Here is a 15,979-nt window from a genome sequence, read left to right as displayed (position 1 = left end):
CCCCCCCCCCCCCCCCCCCCGGCCGAACAGTCCGCACGGACCGGCCGGTCCGGCCGGTCCGGTCGGCTACGGCAGCTGCGCCTGGACCTGGGCGGAGATCAGTTCCAGGTGGTCCAGGTCGTGCAGGTCGAGGAACTGGAGGTAGACCCGCTGGACGCCGGCCTCGGCGTAGCGGCCGATCTTGTCGACGACCTCGGCGGGCGAACCGGCCAGGCCGTTGGCCTTCAGGTCGTCCACCTCGCGGCCGATCACGGCGGCCCGGCGGGCGACCTCGGCGTCGTCCTTGCCGACGCAGACGACGAGGGCGTTCGAGTAGGTCAGCGCGTCGGCGCCGCGGCCGGCCTCCTCGGCGGCGGCCCGCACCCGCGCGAACTGCCGCTCGGTGTCCTCGATCGAGGCGAACGGGATGTTGAACTCGTCGGCGTACCGGGCGGCCAGCCGCGGGGTGCGGGTGGCGCCGTGGCCGCCGATGAGGACCGGCACCTTGGACTGCGCCGGCTTGGGCAGCGCGGGCGAGTCGGTGAGGTCGTAGAACTTGCCGTGGAAGTCGAAGGTCTTGCCGGGCTCGGTCGCCCACAGGCCGGTGACGATGGCGAGCTGCTCCTCCAGGCGGCCGAACTTCTCCTTCGGGAAGGGGATGCCGTACGCCTTGTGCTCCTCCTCGAACCAGCCGGCGCCCAGGCCCAGTTCGACGCGGCCGCCGGACATCTGGTCGACCTGCGCGACCTGGATGGCGAGGACGCCGGGCAGCCGGAAGGTGCCGGCGGTCATCAGCGTGCCGAGCTTGATGCGCTTGGTCTCGCGGGCCAGGCCGGCCAGGGTGATCCAGGCGTCGGTGGGGCCGGGGAGGCCGTCCACGGAGCCCATCTTCAGATAGTGGTCGCTGCGGAAGAAGGCGTCGAAGCCGAGGTCCTCGGTGGCCTTGGCGACGGTGAGCAAGGTGTCATAGGTGGCCCCCTGCTGGGGCTCGGTGAAGATGCGGAGATCCATGGCTCCATCCTGCCCGCTCGGCCGCCGCCCACCGCCCACCCCTGCCCGGCCCTGCGTGCCGGGGCGCCGCGGCCGGGGCGGATGCGCCGACCGGGACCAGGACCGGGACGGGGCCCGCCGCTATCCCGCCTCCCGCGCCGGTATCCCGTCCGCCTCGGCCAGTCTGCCCAGCATCTGGAGGACCCGGTCGCGGGACTCGTCGGCCGCGTCGATGGCCTCCATGCACTGCCAGTACGTGCCCTCGTCGTCCACCGCGCAGGCGATGGCGACCAGGGCCATGCCGGTCTCCGCGAGCAGCGCGCCGAGCCGCATCAGGGTCTGCCGGGCGTCGCCCAGTTCGGTGAGCTGGGCGGCGCGCAGCTCGTCCGGGGGCAGGCCGGGGTCGCCGAGGACGCCGCAGCCGCGGCCGGCCAGCTCGGTCAGGCCCAGCGCCTCGCCGCGCAGGGCCGGCGGTCCGAGGACCGCCAGTCGGCTGCCGATGGCCTGGGCCAGGGCCTGCGCCTGCCACACCTCCGCCAGCATGTGCGGCACGTCGCCGCCGGCCGTCAGCGCACGTCTGCTCGTCACGATGAGCCGCATCGCGTCCATGGGGCCGTCCCCGTCTGTCCCGACGCGCTCGCGGCGCGTCCGCCCGAACTCCGTTGTCCACTACCCAGAGTGAGGGCTAGGGGTCCGAAAAGCCAGAGGAAGACGGAAATCTCTGGACAACAATTCGGTTTCGGGCGGGCGAACAACTACGGTACGTGATTACGGAGTTGGCGGTTCCGTCGAGTCGGCGCCGGGCACCGGGAAGCGCAGTTCGTTGCGGTCGATCTTCGCGGACAGGGCGGCCAGCGGATCGACGCCCAGCACCTCGCAGAGCTGGAGCAGATAGGCCAGTACGTCGGCGATCTCGTCCCGCACGCGGTGCGCCGCGGCGGGGTCGTCCATCACCCGGGCCGACTGCTCGGGCGTCAGCCACTGGAAGATCTCGACCAGCTCGGACGCCTCCACGCTGAGCGCGGCGACCAGGTTCTTCGGGGTGTGGTACGGCTGCCAGTTCCGCGCGGCCGCGAACTCGGCCAGCCGGTGCTGGAGCGCCGGCACGGTCAGGGGATCTTCGGCGGCGGGATCTTCGACGGTCACGGTTCCAGGTGTACCACCGCGCCGGCCGGGGCCCGGGTCGGGGCCCGGCCGGCGCGGGGAACGGCGCGAACGGCGCCGCCGCGCCCGCCGTCCGTCACATCCCGGGAACCCCGGCCCCCTGCATCAGACCGGTGACCTCCGTGCCCGCCGGTGTGAGCAAGAACACGTTGCGGTCGACCCGGTGCATCCCGCTCGCCAGGCCGAAGACCACGCCCGTACTGAAGTCCAGAACGCGCTTGGCGACGTCCGTCTCCGCGCCGGTCAGGTCGAGCAGCACCGGGATGCCCGACATCAGCGTCTCGGCGACCTCGCGGGCGTCCGCGAACACATTGACCCGCATCACCACGAAGCGGCGCCGGGCCTCGGTCTCCGCCTCGGGCAGGGCTCGATGCCCCACCGAGGACGGCCACGCGTCGCGTCCGCGCAACGGAACGACCTGGGCGAGCCCCTCCCACTGTTCATCGGTGACGTCGTGACTGTTCACCGGCTGCTCCCCCCGATCCGACCGTTCCGACTCGCCTTCAATGCCTGCACCAGCCAATCCACCAGCCAATTCTTACGCCAAGTCACCCGTTCGGCCCAACAGCGACACGATCCGCGACCGGTCCCGGGCCGGTCCACAACCGTTCCGGGGCCGGTCGGGGCCGGTCCCGGGCCCTCGCGGTTGTCCCGAGGTCCGCCGGGGTACTCGGCGGCGCCGACCCCCGGAGGAGGGCCCCATGAGCATGCTGGACCTGCCCGAACCCGTCGTGCGCGAGGGTGCCCCGCCCCCGGTCGACGTCGGATCGCTCCAGGCGGCGCTGCGCGCACGGGTGGACGGCGAGGTCCGCTTCGACGCCGGCAGCCGCGCCACGTACGCCACGGACGCCTCGAACTTCCGGCAGACCCCGATCGGCGTGGTCGTGCCGCGTACCCCCGAGGCGGGCGCCGAGGCGGTGGCCGTCGCGCGCGAGCACGGCGCGCCGGTGCTGTCCCGGGGCGGCGGCACCAGCCTCGCCGGGCAGTGCTGCAACGCCGGCGTGGTGCTCGACTGGTCCAAGTACTGCACCCGGCTCGAATCCGTCGACCCCGGCGCCCGTACCTGCGTCGTGCAGCCCGGCATCGTGCTGGACGACCTGAACCGGCGGCTCGCCCCGCGCGGCCTGCGGTACGGCCCGGAACCCGCCACGCACCCCAACTGCACCCTCGGCGGCATGATCGGCAACAACTCCTGCGGCGCCACCGCGCAGGCGCACGGCAAGGTCGTCGACAACATCGCCCGGCTGGAGGTGCTGCTCTACGACGGCACCCGGTTCTGGTGCGGGGAGACCAGCGACGCGGAGTACGCCGAGATCGAGCGGCAGGGCGATCTGCGGGCCACCGTCTACCGGCGGCTGCGCGCCCTGCGCGACACCTACGCCGACGAGATCCGCCGCCGGTTCCCGGCCGTGCCGCGCCGGGTCTCCGGGTACAACCTGGACTCGCTGCTGCCGGAGTACGGCTTCGACGTCGCCGGGCTGCTGGTCGGCAGCGAGTCGACGCTGGTCACCGTCCTGCGCGCGGAGCTGGAACTGGTCCCGGTGGTGAAGGAGCGCACCCTGGTGGTGCTCGGGTTCGACGGCGTCGACCGGGCGGCGGACGCGGTCCCCGAGATCCTGCCGCACGAGCCGATCGCACTGGAGGGCATCGACGCCCGGCTGCTGCGCGACGAGCGGATCAAGCGGCTCAACGACAAGGCGCTGGCCGAACTCCCGGACGGCGACGCCTTCCTGCTGGCCCAGTTCGGCGGGGACACCGCCGAGGAGGCCGACGCGCGGGCGCACCGCATGCTGCGCGCGGTGCACCGCTCGGCGCACGACGCCGACTGCGCGTTCCTGGACGACCCCGCGCACGAGAGCGAGCTGTGGCAGGTCCGCGAGGCCGGTCTCGGCGCCACCGCGCACGTGCCGGGCAAGCCCGACACCTTCGAGGGCTGGGAGGACTCGGCGGTGCCGCCGGACCGGCTGGGCGACTACCTGCGGCGGCTGACGGCGCTGTTCGAGGAGTTCGGCTACCGCAGCGAGACCGGGCCCAGCCTGTACGGCCACTTCGGACAGGGCTGCGTGCACACCCGTATCCCGTTCGACCTGTACACCGCCGAGGGGGTGGCGGCGTACCGGCGGTTCATGGAGCGGGCGGCCGACCTGGTGGTGGAGTTCGGCGGGTCGCTGTCCGGGGAGCACGGCGACGGGCAGAGCCGGGGCGAGCTGCTGCCGCGGATGTTCGGGGCCGAGCTGGTGACGGCGTTCGGGCGGCTGAAGGCGGTCTTCGACCCGCTGGACCGGATGAACCCGGGGAAGGTCGTCGCCCCCTACCGGCTGGACGAGAACCTGCGCCTGGGCGCCGACTGGGCCCCGGCCGACCCGCGCGACCCGCACTTCCGCTTCCCGCACGACGGGGGGTCGTTCGCCGAGGCGGCCAACCGGTGCGTCGGGGTCGGCAAGTGCCGTCAGCACACCAGCGACGGCACGGTGATGTGCCCGTCGTACCAGGTCACCCGGGAGGAGGAGCACTCCACCCGGGGCCGGGCGCGGCTGCTGTTCGAGATGCTGGACGGGCACGGGGACAGCGCGATCCGGGACGGGTGGCGGTCCGAGGCGGTCAAGGACGCGCTGGATCTCTGTCTGGCCTGCAAGGGCTGCAAGAAGGACTGCCCGGCCGATGTCGACATGGCGACCTACAAGGCGGAGTTCCTGTCGCACCACTACGCGGGACGGCCCTGGCGCCGCCCGCGTTCGGACTGGTCGATGGGGTGGCTGCCGGCGCTCGCCCAGGTGGTGGGCCGGGCCCGGCTGGCGCCGGCCGTCAACGCGCTGAGCCACGCCCCGCTGCTGGCGCGGGCGGCGCGCGCGGTGGCCGGGGTGGCGGACCGGGAGGTGCCGCTGTTCGCGCCGGAGACGTTCCGGCGGTGGTTCGCGCGGCACCGGCCCGCCGGCGACGGGGCGCGCGGCACGGTGCTGCTGTGGCCGGACACCTTCACCGACCACTTCCACCCGCACATCGGACGGGCCGCCGTACGGGTCCTGGAACAGGCGGGCTGGCGGGTGGAGCTGCCGCGGGACGGCGCGCTGTGCTGCGGGCTGACCTGGATCTCCACCGGCCAGCTCGGCGTCGCCGAACGGGTCCTGGCCCGCACCGTGCGGGCGCTGGCGGAGCACGTCCGGGCGGGCGGCCTGGTGGTGGCCCTGGAGCCGAGCTGTACGGCGGTCTTCCGGGCGGACGCGGCGGAGCTGTTCCCCGGCGACCACGACGTACGGCGGCTGCGCGACCAGACGGTGACGCTGGCCGAACTGCTCACCGAGCACTCCCCCGGCTACCGACCGCCCCAGGTGCCCGAGCGGTCGGCGCGGGCGGTCGCCCAGGTGCACTGCCACCAGCACGCGGTCACCGGCTGGGACGCCGACCGGGAACTGCTGCGCCGGGCCGGTGTGGCCGCCGAACGCCTGGACTCCGGCTGCTGCGGACTGGCCGGCAACTTCGGCTTCGAACGCGGCCACCTCGACGTCAGCGAGGCGTGCGCGGAACGGGTGCTGCTGCCCCGGCTGCGCGCCGAAAACGCCGCGACGGTCGTGCTGGCCGACGGCTTCAGCTGCCGCACCCAGATCCACGAGTTCGACAGCGGCGGCCACGAGGGCGTGCACCTGGCGGAACTGCTGGCCGACGCGCTCCCGGCCGGGCCGGCCGACGCGCCGGACGACGGTCCGGGCAGCGCGTACGGCGTCGCGCCGGGCGCCCGCCCCGCGCCCCCGTCCCGGACGGCACGGGCGCTGGCCCTGACGGGCGCCGGGGCGGCCGGGCTGGCCGCAGCGGGAGCGACGGCCGCCCTGCTGGCACGACGCCGCCACCGCCGTTGAGCACGGCGGTGGCGGCGCCTGCGCCGACCGGCCGGGTGCGGTCAGACCGCGCGGCCCGGACTCGTCTCGTCCTGCCGGCTGGCCAGCGCCCAGATCACGAAGACGTCGATCGCCATCTGGATCACCGACCACACGGGCGCGTACGGCAGGAAAAGGAACTGCGCGACGAGGCTGAGCGAGGCCAGCGCGATGCCGGTGAAGCGGGCCCACGCCATGTCCCTGAGCAGCCCGAACCCGGTGACCAGGACCAGCGCGCCGAGCACGACGTGCAGGATGCCCCAGCCGGTCAGGTTCATCTCGTAGACGTACGTGCCGATCCGGGCGTACACGTCGTCCTCGGCGATCGCCGCGATGCCCTGGAGCACCGCGAGGGCGCCGTTGATCAGCATCAGGACGCCCGCGAAGACGACACCCCCGGTCACCCAGCCTTGGTGCCGGGCGGCGGGACGCGCGGACGAGGAGGCACCGGGGTTCGGTGCGGCGTGCTGGGTCATGAGGGTGATCCCTTCTCACGGTTCCTCCGAGCCTGTGCCGGACCGCCGCCGACGACCACGCGGGATACGCCGAACGAGTGAAGGAGGTCGGAGCGGGTTTACGGCGCAGAACATGCGGCCCCGGGTGCCCTCGCGTTGACTGGCGACGGCAGGCACGGGCGGAACACGCCGGAGGACCCCATGACCACGCCGGGCAGCGCACGCGGGCCCCGAGCGGTGTGGACCACCGCCCGGTCCTGGCTGCTGTGGACCGGCGGCACGGTGGTCACGGTGGTGGCGGCCTACTTCCTGCTCCCGCTCGACGAACTGGGACCGCACCGCCCCGGCCTGAGCTGGCTGCTGTTCGCCCTCGTCCTCGCCGGCGTCGCCGTCCTGCTGCTGCGCCAGGTGCACCACGTCCTCACCGGCCGCCCGGAGACCCGCCCGGGACTGGCCATCACGCTGCTGATCCTGCTGTCCGTGCACACCTTCGCCGCCGCCTACTACACCCTCGCCAAGCAGCCCGGGGAGTTCCACGGGCTGCGCACCCGGGTGGACGCCCTGTACTTCACCGTGGTCACTCTCGCCACCGTCGGCTACGGGGACATCACGCCGCGCGGACAGACCGCGCGGGTGGTGACCGTCGTGCAGATCCTGTACACGTTCGTCTTCCTGACGGCCGCCGCTACGGCACTGAGCGAGCGGGTGCGCGACCTGGTGACCCGCCGCCCATGACGACGTACGGGCCCCGGGGCGTGCTTGTCACCACCCCGCCCCGAGCACTACTGTCGCCACGCCTTGGTGAACGGGAAATCGGTGCGACACCGGTGCGGCCCTCGCCACTGTGATCGGGAAGTCCGGCTCCAGCCCCTCGCGAGGGGGCGGCCACTGGGTCCTCACGGACCCGGGAAGGCGGAGTTCGGGCGGTGGTACCCGTCAGCCAGGAGACCGGCCAAGGCGCGTCGTCCATCCACGAGGTGCTGGAGAGGGTCTGCCGAGTCATGCACATAGCCGAGGGTTTCCTGCCTCCGGCGCACGCGATCGCCTGGGGTGTCGCGTCCGCGCCGTTCGTCGTCCACGGAGTACGTTCCCTCACCCGTGAGGTCCGCGAGCATCCGGAGAGCACCCTGCTCCTCGGTGCCGCCGGGGCCTTCACGTTCGTCCTGTCCGCCCTGAAACTGCCGTCGGTGACCGGGAGCTGCTCCCACCCCACCGGCACCGGGCTCGGCGCGATCCTGTTCCGCCCGCCGATCATGGCGGTGCTCGGCACGATCACCCTGCTGTTCCAGGCGCTGCTGCTGGCGCACGGCGGGCTGACCACGCTCGGCGCCAACGTCTTCTCCATGGCGATCGCCGGCCCCTGGGCGGGCTACGCCTGCTACCGGCTGCTGCGCCGCTTCGAGGTGCCGCTGATGGTCACGGTGTTCTGCGGCGCGTTCGTCGCCGACCTGGTCACGTACTGCGTCACCAGTGTGCAGCTGGCGCTGGCCTTCCCCGACCCGGGCAGCGGGTTCTGGGGCGCGCTCGGCAAGTTCGGGTCCATCTTCGCGGTCACGCAGATCCCGCTCGCGGTGAGCGAGGGGCTGCTGACGGTGCTGGTGATGCGGCTGCTGGTGCAGTCCAGCAAGGGGGAACTCACCCGGCTCGGCGTGCTGTTGACACACCCAAAGCCGCGCGGGGCGGTGGCCCGGTGAAGCGGAACACGAAGATCAACCTCCTGCTGCTGCTCGCGGTGGCCGCGCTGGCCGTGCTGCCGCTGGTGCTGGGGCTCGGCGACCACAAGGCGGAGCCGTTCGCCGGGTCCGACGCCGAGGCGGAGACCGCGATCACCGACATCGACCCGGACTACGAACCGTGGTTCTCGCCCCTGTACGAACCCCCGTCCGGGGAGATCGAGTCGGCGCTGTTCGCCGTGCAGGCGGCGCTCGGCGCGGGCGTGCTGGCGTACTACTTCGGGCTGCGCCGGGGCCGGCGACAGGGTGCGGACCGGGCCCTGGCCCGCTCGGCCGCGTCCGAGGACGCCTGAGTGCTGCCGATCGACGCGGCGGCGCACAGCAGCCGCTGGCGCCGCCGGCACCCGGTGGACAAGGCCGTGCTCGCCCTCGGCCTCACGGTGCTGGCGGTCTCGCTGCCGCCCTGGCCGGGTGCCGCGCTGGTGCTGGTGACGGCGCTGACCGTGCTGCTCGGCCCGGCCGGGGTGCCGGCCCGGCGGCTGTGGCGGGCGTACCGGGTGCCGCTGGGGTTCTGTGTGACGGGCGCGCTGCCGCTGCTGGTGCGGGTCGGCGGTCCGGGCCCCTTCCTGGGCCTGGCCGCCGACGGCCCGGTGCGCGCCGGTGAACTGCTGCTGCGCACCTCGGCCGGCTCGCTCGGCGTGCTGCTGTTCGCCTTCACCACCCCGATGTCCGACCTGCTGCCCCGGCTGGTGCGGGCCGGGGTGCCGGCCCCGGTGGTGGACGTGGCGCTGGTGACGTACCGGATGAGTTTCCTGCTCCTGGACTCGGTACGCCGCGTCCGCGCCTCGCAGGCCGCGCGGCTCGGGCACACCACGCGGGCCGCGGCCTGGCGTTCGCTGGGCGGGCTCGGCGCCACCGCGTTCGTACGGGCCTTCGACCGGGCGGCGCGGCTCCAGACCGGACTCGCCGGCCGCGGCTACGACGGCACCCTGCGGGTCCTGGTGCCCGCGGCCCGGGTCTCCGGCCCCTTCACGGCGGCGAGCCTCGCCCTGCTCACGGCGCTGACCGCGCTCACCTGCGTCCTGAGAGGTCCGCTGACATGAGCGAACCGGCACTCCTCGCCCTGCGCGGCGCGTCCTTCGGCTACGAGGACGGTCCGGCCGTGCTCGACGGGCTGGACTTCGAGGTGCGCGAGGGGCGGGCCCTGGCTCTGCTGGGCCGCAACGGCAGCGGCAAGACCACACTGATGCGGCTGCTGAGCGGCGGACTGCGGCCGGAGGGAGGGCAGTTGACGGTCCGCGGGGAGCCGGTGACGTACGGCCGCAAGGGGCTGACCCGGCTGCGGACCACCGTGCAGGCGGTGGTGCAGGACCCGGACGACCAGCTCTTCGCCGCGTCCGTCGCCCAGGACGTGTCGTTCGGACCGCTCAATCTCGGTCTGCCGGACGCCGAGGCCCGGCTCCGGGTCGCCGAGGCCCTCGCCGCCCTGGACATCACGGCGCTCGCCGACCGGCCCACCCACCTGCTGTCCTACGGGCAGCGCAAGCGGGCCGCGATCGCCGGGGCGGTGGCGATGCGGCCGAGGGTGCTGATCCTCGACGAGCCGACCGCCGGGCTCGACCCGGACGGCCAGGAACGGCTGCTGGCCACCCTCGACCGGCTGCGGGCCGGCGGCACCACCGTCGTCATGGCCACCCACGACGTCGACCTGGCCCTGCGCTGGGCCGACGACGCGGCGCTGCTCACCCCGGACGGCGTGCGCACCGGGCCGGCCGCCGCGCTGCTGGCCCGCACGGACCTGCTGTCCCGTGCGGGCCTGCGGCTGCCGTGGGGCGTCGCGGCGGCCCGGCTGCTGCGCGCGCGGGGCCTGCTGCCGGACACGGCACCGGGGCCGCGTACGGCGGAGGAGCTGGCGGCGGTGGTGCCGGGCCTGCCGCTCAGCCCTTGAGGACCGCCATGCCGGGGTCGGCCGCCGACAGGGAGCGGATCAGCGCGGTGCGGGCGCGGGCCACGCGGGAGCGGACCGTGCCGACCGGGCAGCAGCGTGCGACGGGCCCGGCGGCCCGGAATGCGCTAAGGGCCCCGAGCCCCCTGACCCGGTGACGCACGTCACACACCGCTCCCCCCGGACGGACGAGCGTCCCACATCACACCGTCGAAGAGAACAAGGTCACAAGTGTGCCCTCTGCTGCCCGTCCGCCGTCCTGCCCTAGCATCCGAGCATGACGGTCCTGCCTGACGACGGGCTCCCGCTGGCGGCCGAGTTCCCTGACGCGACACATGAGCAGTGGCAGCACCTCGTGGCGGGTGTCCTGCGCAAGTCCGGCAAGGAGTTCTCGGACGACGCCGAGGCGGAGCAGACGCTCTCCACCGCGCTGGAAGACGGGCTGCGCATCCGGCCCCTCTACACCTCCCGGGACACCGCGCCCGCCGCCGGACTGCCCGGCTTCGCGCCCTTCGTGCGCGGTGGCCGGGCCGCGGGGCACACGGCCGGCGGCTGGGACGTGCGCCAGCGGCACACGGTCGCGGACCGGGGCGCGGTCCTGGCCGACCTGGAGAACGGCGTCACCTCCCTGTGGCTGGCCGGCCTCCCGGCCGCGTCCCTCGCCGACGCCCTGGACGGCGTCCACCTGGACCTGGCGCCCGTCGCCCTGGACGCCGGCGCGGAGTCCGAGGCGGCGGCGCGGCGGTTGCTCGCGCTGTACGAGGAGCGGGGCGTCGCCCCCGAGGCGGTGCGCGGCACCCTGGGCGCCGACCCGCTGGGCCACGAGGCGCGCGCGGGACGGCCGTACGACGTCGCCTGGGCGGCGGTCCGGGAGCGCGCCGAGAGGTTCCCGGGGCTGCGGGCGCTGACCGTGGACGCGCTGCCGTACCACGAGGCCGGCGGGTCGGCGGCGCAGGAGCTGGGCTGCGCGCTGGCGACCGGGGTGGCGTATCTGCGCGAGCTGACCGGCACCGCCGGGCTGAGCGCGGAACAAGCCTGCGGGCTGCTGGAGTTCCGGTACGCGGCGAGTGCCGACCAGTTCCTGACCATCGCCAAGCTGCGCGCGGCCCGGCGGCTGTGGGCGCGGGTGGCCGAGGTCTGCGGGGCGCCCCGGGCGGGTGGACAGCTCCAGCACGCGGTGACCTCGCCGGTGATGATGGCCCGCCGCGACCCGTGGGTGAACATGTTGCGCACCACCGTCGCCGCGCTGGCCGCCGGGGTGGGCGGCGCGGACGCCGTGACGGTGCTGCCGTTCGACGACGCGCTGGGCCTGCCGGACGCGTTCGCCCGCCGGATCGCCCGCAACACCTCCACCGTCCTGATCGAGGAGTCGCACCTGTCCCAGGTGATCGACCCGGCGGGTGGTTCCTGGTACGTGGAACGGCTGACCGACGAACTCGCCCACGCCGCCTGGGAGTTCTTCCAGGAGATCGAGCGCGGCGGGGGGCAGGCGGCGGCCCTGCGCTCGGGGATGGTCGGGGACCGGCTGGCCGCGACCTGGGCGGCGCGCGGCGCGCGGCTCGCCACCCGGCGGGAACCGGTCACCGGGGTGAGCAAGTTCCCGCACCTCGCCGAGGAGCCGGTGGTCCGCGCCCCCGCGCCCGAGCCGCCGTCCGGCGGGCTGCCCCGGGTGCGCCGGGACGAGGCGTTCGAGGCGCTGCGGGCCCGCTCCGACGCCCACCTCGCCACCACCGGGACCCGGCCGCGGGTGTATCTGGCCGCGCTCGGCCCGGCCGCCGCGCACACCGCCCGGCTCTCCTTCGCCGCCAACCTGTTCCAGGCGGGCGGCATCGAGACCGTCACCGGGGGCGCCTTCGAGGAGAGCGGGGCGCGGGAGGCGTGCCTGTGCTCCAGCGACGCGCTCTACGCGGAGCAGGCCGCCGGCGCCGCCGCGCGGTTGCGGGCGGCGGGCGCCGGGCACCTGTTCCTGGCCGGCCGCCCGGGACCGTACGAGGGCGTCGACACGTACGTCTTCGCCGGCTGTGACGCCGTGTCCGTGCTGACCGCCATGCTCGACCGTATGGGAGTGTCCCGATGACCGTCCCCGACTTCTCCGGGATCGAACTGGGCACGCCGTCCGCCGACGCCGGCGCCGACGAATGGCGGGCGGCGCTCAAGCACGCGGCCGGCGGCGACGACCCGCGCTGGGAGACCCCGGAGGGCATCGCGGTCAAGCCGCTGTACACCGGGCAGGACCTGGCCGGCCTGGACTTCCTGGACACCTACCCGGGCATCGCCCCGTATCTGCGCGGCCCGTACCCGACGATGTACGTGAACCAGCCCTGGACGATCCGCCAGTACGCCGGTTTCTCCACCGCCGAGGAGTCCAACGCCTTCTACCGCCGCAACCTGGCGGCCGGCCAGAAGGGCCTCTCCGTCGCCTTCGACCTGCCGACCCACCGCGGCTACGACAGCGACCACCCGCGGGTCACCGGGGACGTCGGCATGGCGGGTGTGGCGATCGACTCGATCCTCGACATGCGGCAGCTCTTCGACGGCATCCCGCTGGACCGGATGACGGTGTCGATGACGATGAACGGCGCGGTGCTGCCGGTGCTGGCGCTGTACATCGTGGCGGCGGAGGAGCAGGGCGTGCCGCCGGAGAAGCTGGCCGGGACCATCCAGAACGACATCCTCAAGGAGTTCATGGTCCGCAACACCTACATCTATCCGCCGAAGCCGTCGATGCGGATCATCTCCGACATCTTCGCCTACACCTCGCGGCGGATGCCCCGCTACAACTCGATCTCCATCTCCGGCTACCACATCCAGGAGGCGGGCGCGACGGCCGACCTGGAGCTGGCCTACACCCTCGCCGACGGGGTGGAGTACATCCGGGCGGGCCGCGAAGCCGGCCTGGACGTGGACGCCTTCGCGCCCCGCCTGTCCTTCTTCTGGGCGATCGGCATGAACTTCTTCATGGAGATCGCCAAGCTGCGCGCGGCCCGCCTGCTGTGGGCGAAGCTGGTGCAGCGGTTCGACCCGAAGAACGCCAAGTCGCTGTCGCTGCGCACCCATGCGCAGACCTCCGGCTGGTCGCTCACCGCCCAGGACGTCTTCAACAACGTCACCCGGACGTGCGTGGAGGCGATGGCCGCGACCCAGGGCCACACCCAGTCGCTGCACACCAACGCCCTCGACGAGGCGCTCGCGCTGCCCACCGACTTCTCCGCCCGCATCGCCCGCAACACCCAGCTGCTCATCCAGCAGGAGTCCGGCACCACCCGGGTGATCGACCCGTGGGGCGGCAGCGCCTACGTGGAGAAGCTGACGTACGACCTCGCGCGCCGCGCCTGGCAGCACATCGAGGAGGTCGAGCGGGCCGGCGGCATGGCGCGGGCCATCGACGCGGGCATCCCCAAGCTGCGCATCGAGGAGGCGGCGGCCCGCACCCAGGCCCGGATCGACTCGGGCCGGCAGCCGGTGATCGGCGTCAACAAGTACCGGGTCGAGACCGACGAGAAGATCGACGTGCGGTCGGTCGACAACTCCTCGGTGCGGGAACGGCAGTTGGCCAAGCTGCGGCAGCTGCGGGCGGAGCGGGACGAGGGTGCCTGCCGGGCCGCGCTGGACGCGCTGACCCGGGCCGCCGGCGGCGACGGCAACCTGCTGGAGCTGGCGGTGGACGCGGCCCGCGCGAAGGCCACGGTCGGGGAGATCTCCGACGCCCTGGAGAAGGTCTACGGACGGCACGCGGGCCAGATCCGTACCATCTCCGGCGTGTACCGCAACGAGGCAGGAGAGGCACCGAACGTGGACCGCACCCGGGCCCTGGTGGACGCCTTCGCCGAGGCCGAGGGACGCCGGCCGCGGATACTGGTCGCCAAGATGGGCCAGGACGGCCACGACCGCGGCCAGAAGGTCATCGCCACCGCCTTCGCCGACCTCGGCTTCGACGTGGACGTCGGCCCGCTGTTCCAGACCCCGGCCGAGGTGGCCCGGCAGGCGGTCGAGGCGGACGTGCACATCGTTGGGGTGTCCTCGCTGGCCGCCGGGCACCTCACCCTCGTACCGGCGCTGCGCGAGCAGCTCGCCGCGGAGGGCCGCGAGGACATCATGGTCGTGGTCGGCGGTGTCATCCCGCCGCAGGACGTGCCCACCCTCAAGGAGATGGGCGCGGCGGCGGTCTTCCCGCCCGGCACGGTCATCCCGGACGCCGCGTACGACCTGGTGACGGAGCTGGCGGCCGGCCTCGGCCACGGCGAGCTGTGATGCCCGGTGTCGACGGCTACGTCAAGGGTGTCCTGGACGGCAAACGGGCGGTGATCGCCCGCGCGATCACCCTGGTGGAGTCGACCAGGCCCCAGCACCGCGCCCTGGCCCAGGAGTTGCTGACCGCGCTGCTCCCGCACAGCGGTCGGGCGCGGCGGATCGGGGTCAGCGGGGTGCCCGGGGTCGGCAAGTCGACGTTCATCGACGCCTTCGGCACGATGCTGACGGGGCTCGGCCACCGGGTGGCCGTCCTCGCCGTCGATCCGTCCTCCACCCGTACCGGCGGCTCCATCCTCGGCGACAAGACCCGGATGGAACGCCTGGCCGTGGACCCGGCGGCGTTCGTCCGCCCCTCCCCCACCGCCGGCACCCTGGGCGGGGTGGCGAAGGCGACGCGCGAGTCGATCGTGGTGATGGAGGCGGCCGGCTACGACGTGGTGCTCGTCGAGACGGTGGGCGTGGGCCAGTCGGAGACGGCGGTCGCCAACATGGTCGACACCTTCCTCCTCCTCACCCTGGCCCGCACCGGCGACCAGTTGCAGGGCATCAAGAAGGGCGTCCTGGAACTGGCCGACGTGATCGCGGTCAACAAGGCGGACGGCCCGCACGAGCGCGACGCACGGGCCGCCGCCCGGGAACTGTCCGGCGCCCTGCGCCTGATGCACGGCAAGGACGCCTTCTGGACCCCGCCGGTCCTGCATTGCAGCGCGCGCGAGTCGACCGGCCTGGACACGGTGTGGGACCGGCTTGAGCAGCACCGCACCCTGTTGGACTCCACCGGCCGCCTCGCGCAGCGCCGCCGGGACCAGCAGGTCGACTGGACCTGGACGATGGTCCGCGAGGAACTGCTGGGCCGCCTGCACGCCGACCCGGCGGTCCGCGCGCTCGCCCCCGAGCTGGAGCGACGGGTACGGGCGGGCGAGGTGACGGCGACGCGGGCGGCGGAGGAGATCCTGGACGCGTTCGGGGGCGCCGGATGAGGCTGGATATGCTCACGCGGTGACGACGTACGACCATGAGTACTCCTATGAGAGGGACGGCGCCGAGATCTACCGCCAGTCCTTCGCCACCATCCGCGCGGAGGCCGGTCTCGGCGCCCTGCCCGAGGACGTCAGCCGGGTGGCGGTCCGCATGATCCACGCCTGCGGGATGGTCGACCTCGTCGAGGACCTGGCGTACTCCCCCGGCGTCGCGGAGAGCGCGCGCGCCGCGCTGCGCGCCGGGGCGCCCGTCCTGTGCGACGTGCGGATGGTCGCGAGCGGCATCACCCGCGCCCGGCTGCCCGCCGACAACGAGGTGCTGTGCACCCTCGCCGACCCGGCCGTCCCGGCACTCGCGGCACGCCTCGGCACCACCCGCAGCGCCGCCGCGCTGGAGCTGTGGCGGGAGCGGCTGGACGGCGCGGTGGTCGCGGTCGGCAACGCGCCGACCGCGCTGTTCCGGCTCCTGGAGCTGATCCGGGACGGTGCCCCGCGCCCCGCCGCCGTGATCGGCGCCCCGGTCGGTTTCGTCGGTGCGGCGGAGTCAAAGGACGCGCTGGCGGCCAACCCGTTCGGCCTGGAGTACCTGGTGGTGCGCGGTCGGCGCGGGGGCAGCGCGATGGCGGCGGCGGCGGTCAACGCACTGGCCCGCGAGGAGGAGTGAGCCCGG

At 73.9% G+C, this 15,979-nt stretch carries 15 protein-coding genes and 1 riboswitch; of the genes, 10 read left to right on the top strand and 5 right to left on the bottom strand.

The window, feature by feature from the left end:
* Positions 1–66: 66 nt before the first annotated feature.
* From ACTT8P_RS29210 to ACTT8P_RS29195, 4 genes are all read right to left on the bottom strand, one after another.
* The gene (locus ACTT8P_RS29210; RefSeq protein ID WP_442834762.1) at positions 67–990 is read right to left on the bottom strand and encodes an LLM class F420-dependent oxidoreductase; all 924 of its coding nucleotides are present in this window, start codon (positions 988–990) and stop codon (positions 67–69) included.
* 120 nt (positions 991–1,110) lie between these two features.
* Entirely contained in the window at positions 1,111–1,578 is a 468-nt protein-coding gene (locus ACTT8P_RS29205) for a DUF6099 family protein (RefSeq protein ID WP_442834761.1), read from the bottom strand.
* 159 nt (positions 1,579–1,737) lie between these two features.
* Positions 1,738–2,115, bottom strand: coding sequence for a nucleotide pyrophosphohydrolase (locus ACTT8P_RS29200; protein ID WP_442834760.1), 378 nt, complete (start codon positions 2,113–2,115; stop codon positions 1,738–1,740).
* A gap of 94 nt (positions 2,116–2,209) precedes the next feature.
* Positions 2,210–2,599, bottom strand: a complete 390-nt coding sequence (locus tag ACTT8P_RS29195) for a cell division protein SepF (RefSeq protein WP_442834759.1) — start codon at positions 2,597–2,599, stop codon at positions 2,210–2,212.
* 235 nt (positions 2,600–2,834) lie between these two features.
* Between ACTT8P_RS29195 and ACTT8P_RS29190 the strand changes: the two genes are divergently transcribed.
* Complete coding sequence (locus ACTT8P_RS29190; protein ID WP_442834758.1) at positions 2,835–5,987, top strand: FAD-binding and (Fe-S)-binding domain-containing protein; 3,153 nt, start codon at positions 2,835–2,837, stop codon at positions 5,985–5,987.
* A 41-nt stretch (positions 5,988–6,028) separates the two neighbouring features.
* Here the strand turns inward: ACTT8P_RS29190 and ACTT8P_RS29185 are convergent, their stop codons facing one another.
* Positions 6,029–6,481 carry a DUF7144 family membrane protein gene (locus tag ACTT8P_RS29185; RefSeq protein WP_442834757.1) on the bottom strand — a complete coding sequence of 151 codons (453 nt, stop codon included), beginning with the start codon at positions 6,479–6,481 and terminating at the stop codon, positions 6,029–6,031.
* A gap of 180 nt (positions 6,482–6,661) precedes the next feature.
* Here ACTT8P_RS29185 and ACTT8P_RS29180 point away from each other — a divergent pair, with 180 nt between their 5' ends.
* The 9 genes from ACTT8P_RS29180 (at position 6,662) to ACTT8P_RS29140 (ending at position 15,973) form a co-directional block, all read left to right on the top strand.
* The gene (locus ACTT8P_RS29180; protein ID WP_442834756.1) at positions 6,662–7,195 is read left to right on the top strand and encodes a potassium channel family protein; all 534 of its coding nucleotides are present in this window, start codon (positions 6,662–6,664) and stop codon (positions 7,193–7,195) included.
* Between the two features lie 47 nt (positions 7,196–7,242).
* Positions 7,243–7,431, top strand: a riboswitch (cobalamin riboswitch).
* Between the two features lie 30 nt (positions 7,432–7,461).
* Entirely contained in the window at positions 7,462–8,154 is a 693-nt protein-coding gene (locus ACTT8P_RS29175; protein WP_442834768.1) for an energy-coupling factor ABC transporter permease, read from the top strand.
* Entirely contained in the window at positions 8,151–8,486 is a 336-nt protein-coding gene (locus ACTT8P_RS29170) for an energy-coupling factor ABC transporter substrate-binding protein (protein ID WP_442834755.1), read from the top strand. Before ACTT8P_RS29175 ends, ACTT8P_RS29170 begins: the two co-directional genes overlap by 4 nt.
* Entirely contained in the window at positions 8,487–9,236 is a 750-nt protein-coding gene (gene cbiQ, locus ACTT8P_RS29165; protein ID WP_442834754.1) for a cobalt ECF transporter T component CbiQ, read from the top strand. It abuts the gene before it with no gap.
* Entirely contained in the window at positions 9,233–10,081 is an 849-nt protein-coding gene (locus ACTT8P_RS29160) for an energy-coupling factor ABC transporter ATP-binding protein (RefSeq protein WP_442834753.1), read from the top strand. The genes cbiQ and ACTT8P_RS29160 overlap by 4 nt, the downstream gene beginning before the upstream one ends.
* 274 nt (positions 10,082–10,355) lie before the next feature.
* The gene (locus ACTT8P_RS29155) at positions 10,356–12,155 is read left to right on the top strand and encodes a methylmalonyl-CoA mutase family protein (RefSeq protein ID WP_442834752.1); all 1,800 of its coding nucleotides are present in this window, start codon (positions 10,356–10,358) and stop codon (positions 12,153–12,155) included.
* Entirely contained in the window at positions 12,152–14,329 is a 2,178-nt protein-coding gene (scpA, locus tag ACTT8P_RS29150) for a methylmalonyl-CoA mutase (protein ID WP_442834751.1), read from the top strand. Before ACTT8P_RS29155 ends, scpA begins: the two co-directional genes overlap by 4 nt.
* Positions 14,329–15,309, top strand: coding sequence for a methylmalonyl Co-A mutase-associated GTPase MeaB (meaB, locus tag ACTT8P_RS29145; protein ID WP_442834750.1), 981 nt, complete (start codon positions 14,329–14,331; stop codon positions 15,307–15,309). Before scpA ends, meaB begins: the two co-directional genes overlap by 1 nt.
* Before the next feature lie 19 nt (positions 15,310–15,328).
* Positions 15,329–15,973, top strand: coding sequence for a precorrin-8X methylmutase (locus tag ACTT8P_RS29140; protein WP_442834749.1), 645 nt, complete (start codon positions 15,329–15,331; stop codon positions 15,971–15,973).
* Positions 15,974–15,979: the final 6 nt, after the last annotated feature.

Origin of the sequence: Streptomyces sp. JW3, assembly GCF_052216785.1 — a bacterium.
Lineage (GTDB): Bacteria > Actinomycetota > Actinomycetes > Streptomycetales > Streptomycetaceae > Streptomyces.
This window is presented reverse-complemented; position numbering and strand designations above follow the sequence as displayed.

Excerpts from the sequence above, each read along its gene's own strand:
- ACTT8P_RS29210 (WP_442834762.1), bottom strand. The coding sequence starts at position 990 with ATGGATCTCCGCATCTTCACCGAGCCCCAGCAGGGGGCCACCTATGAC.
- ACTT8P_RS29205 (WP_442834761.1), bottom strand. The coding sequence starts at position 1,578 with ATGGACGCGATGCGGCTCATCGTGACGAGCAGACGTGCGCTGACGGCC.
- ACTT8P_RS29160 (WP_442834753.1), top strand. The coding sequence starts at position 9,233 with ATGAGCGAACCGGCACTCCTCGCCCTGCGCGGCGCGTCCTTCGGCTAC.
- ACTT8P_RS29180 (WP_442834756.1), top strand. The coding sequence starts at position 6,662 with ATGACCACGCCGGGCAGCGCACGCGGGCCCCGAGCGGTGTGGACCACC.
- scpA (WP_442834751.1), top strand. The coding sequence starts at position 12,152 with ATGACCGTCCCCGACTTCTCCGGGATCGAACTGGGCACGCCGTCCGCC.
- meaB (WP_442834750.1), top strand. The coding sequence starts at position 14,329 with ATGCCCGGTGTCGACGGCTACGTCAAGGGTGTCCTGGACGGCAAACGG.
- ACTT8P_RS29185 (WP_442834757.1), bottom strand. The coding sequence starts at position 6,481 with ATGACCCAGCACGCCGCACCGAACCCCGGTGCCTCCTCGTCCGCGCGT.
- ACTT8P_RS29190 (WP_442834758.1), top strand. The coding sequence starts at position 2,835 with ATGAGCATGCTGGACCTGCCCGAACCCGTCGTGCGCGAGGGTGCCCCG.
- ACTT8P_RS29155 (WP_442834752.1), top strand. The coding sequence starts at position 10,356 with ATGACGGTCCTGCCTGACGACGGGCTCCCGCTGGCGGCCGAGTTCCCT.
- ACTT8P_RS29175 (WP_442834768.1), top strand. The coding sequence starts at position 7,462 with ATGCACATAGCCGAGGGTTTCCTGCCTCCGGCGCACGCGATCGCCTGG.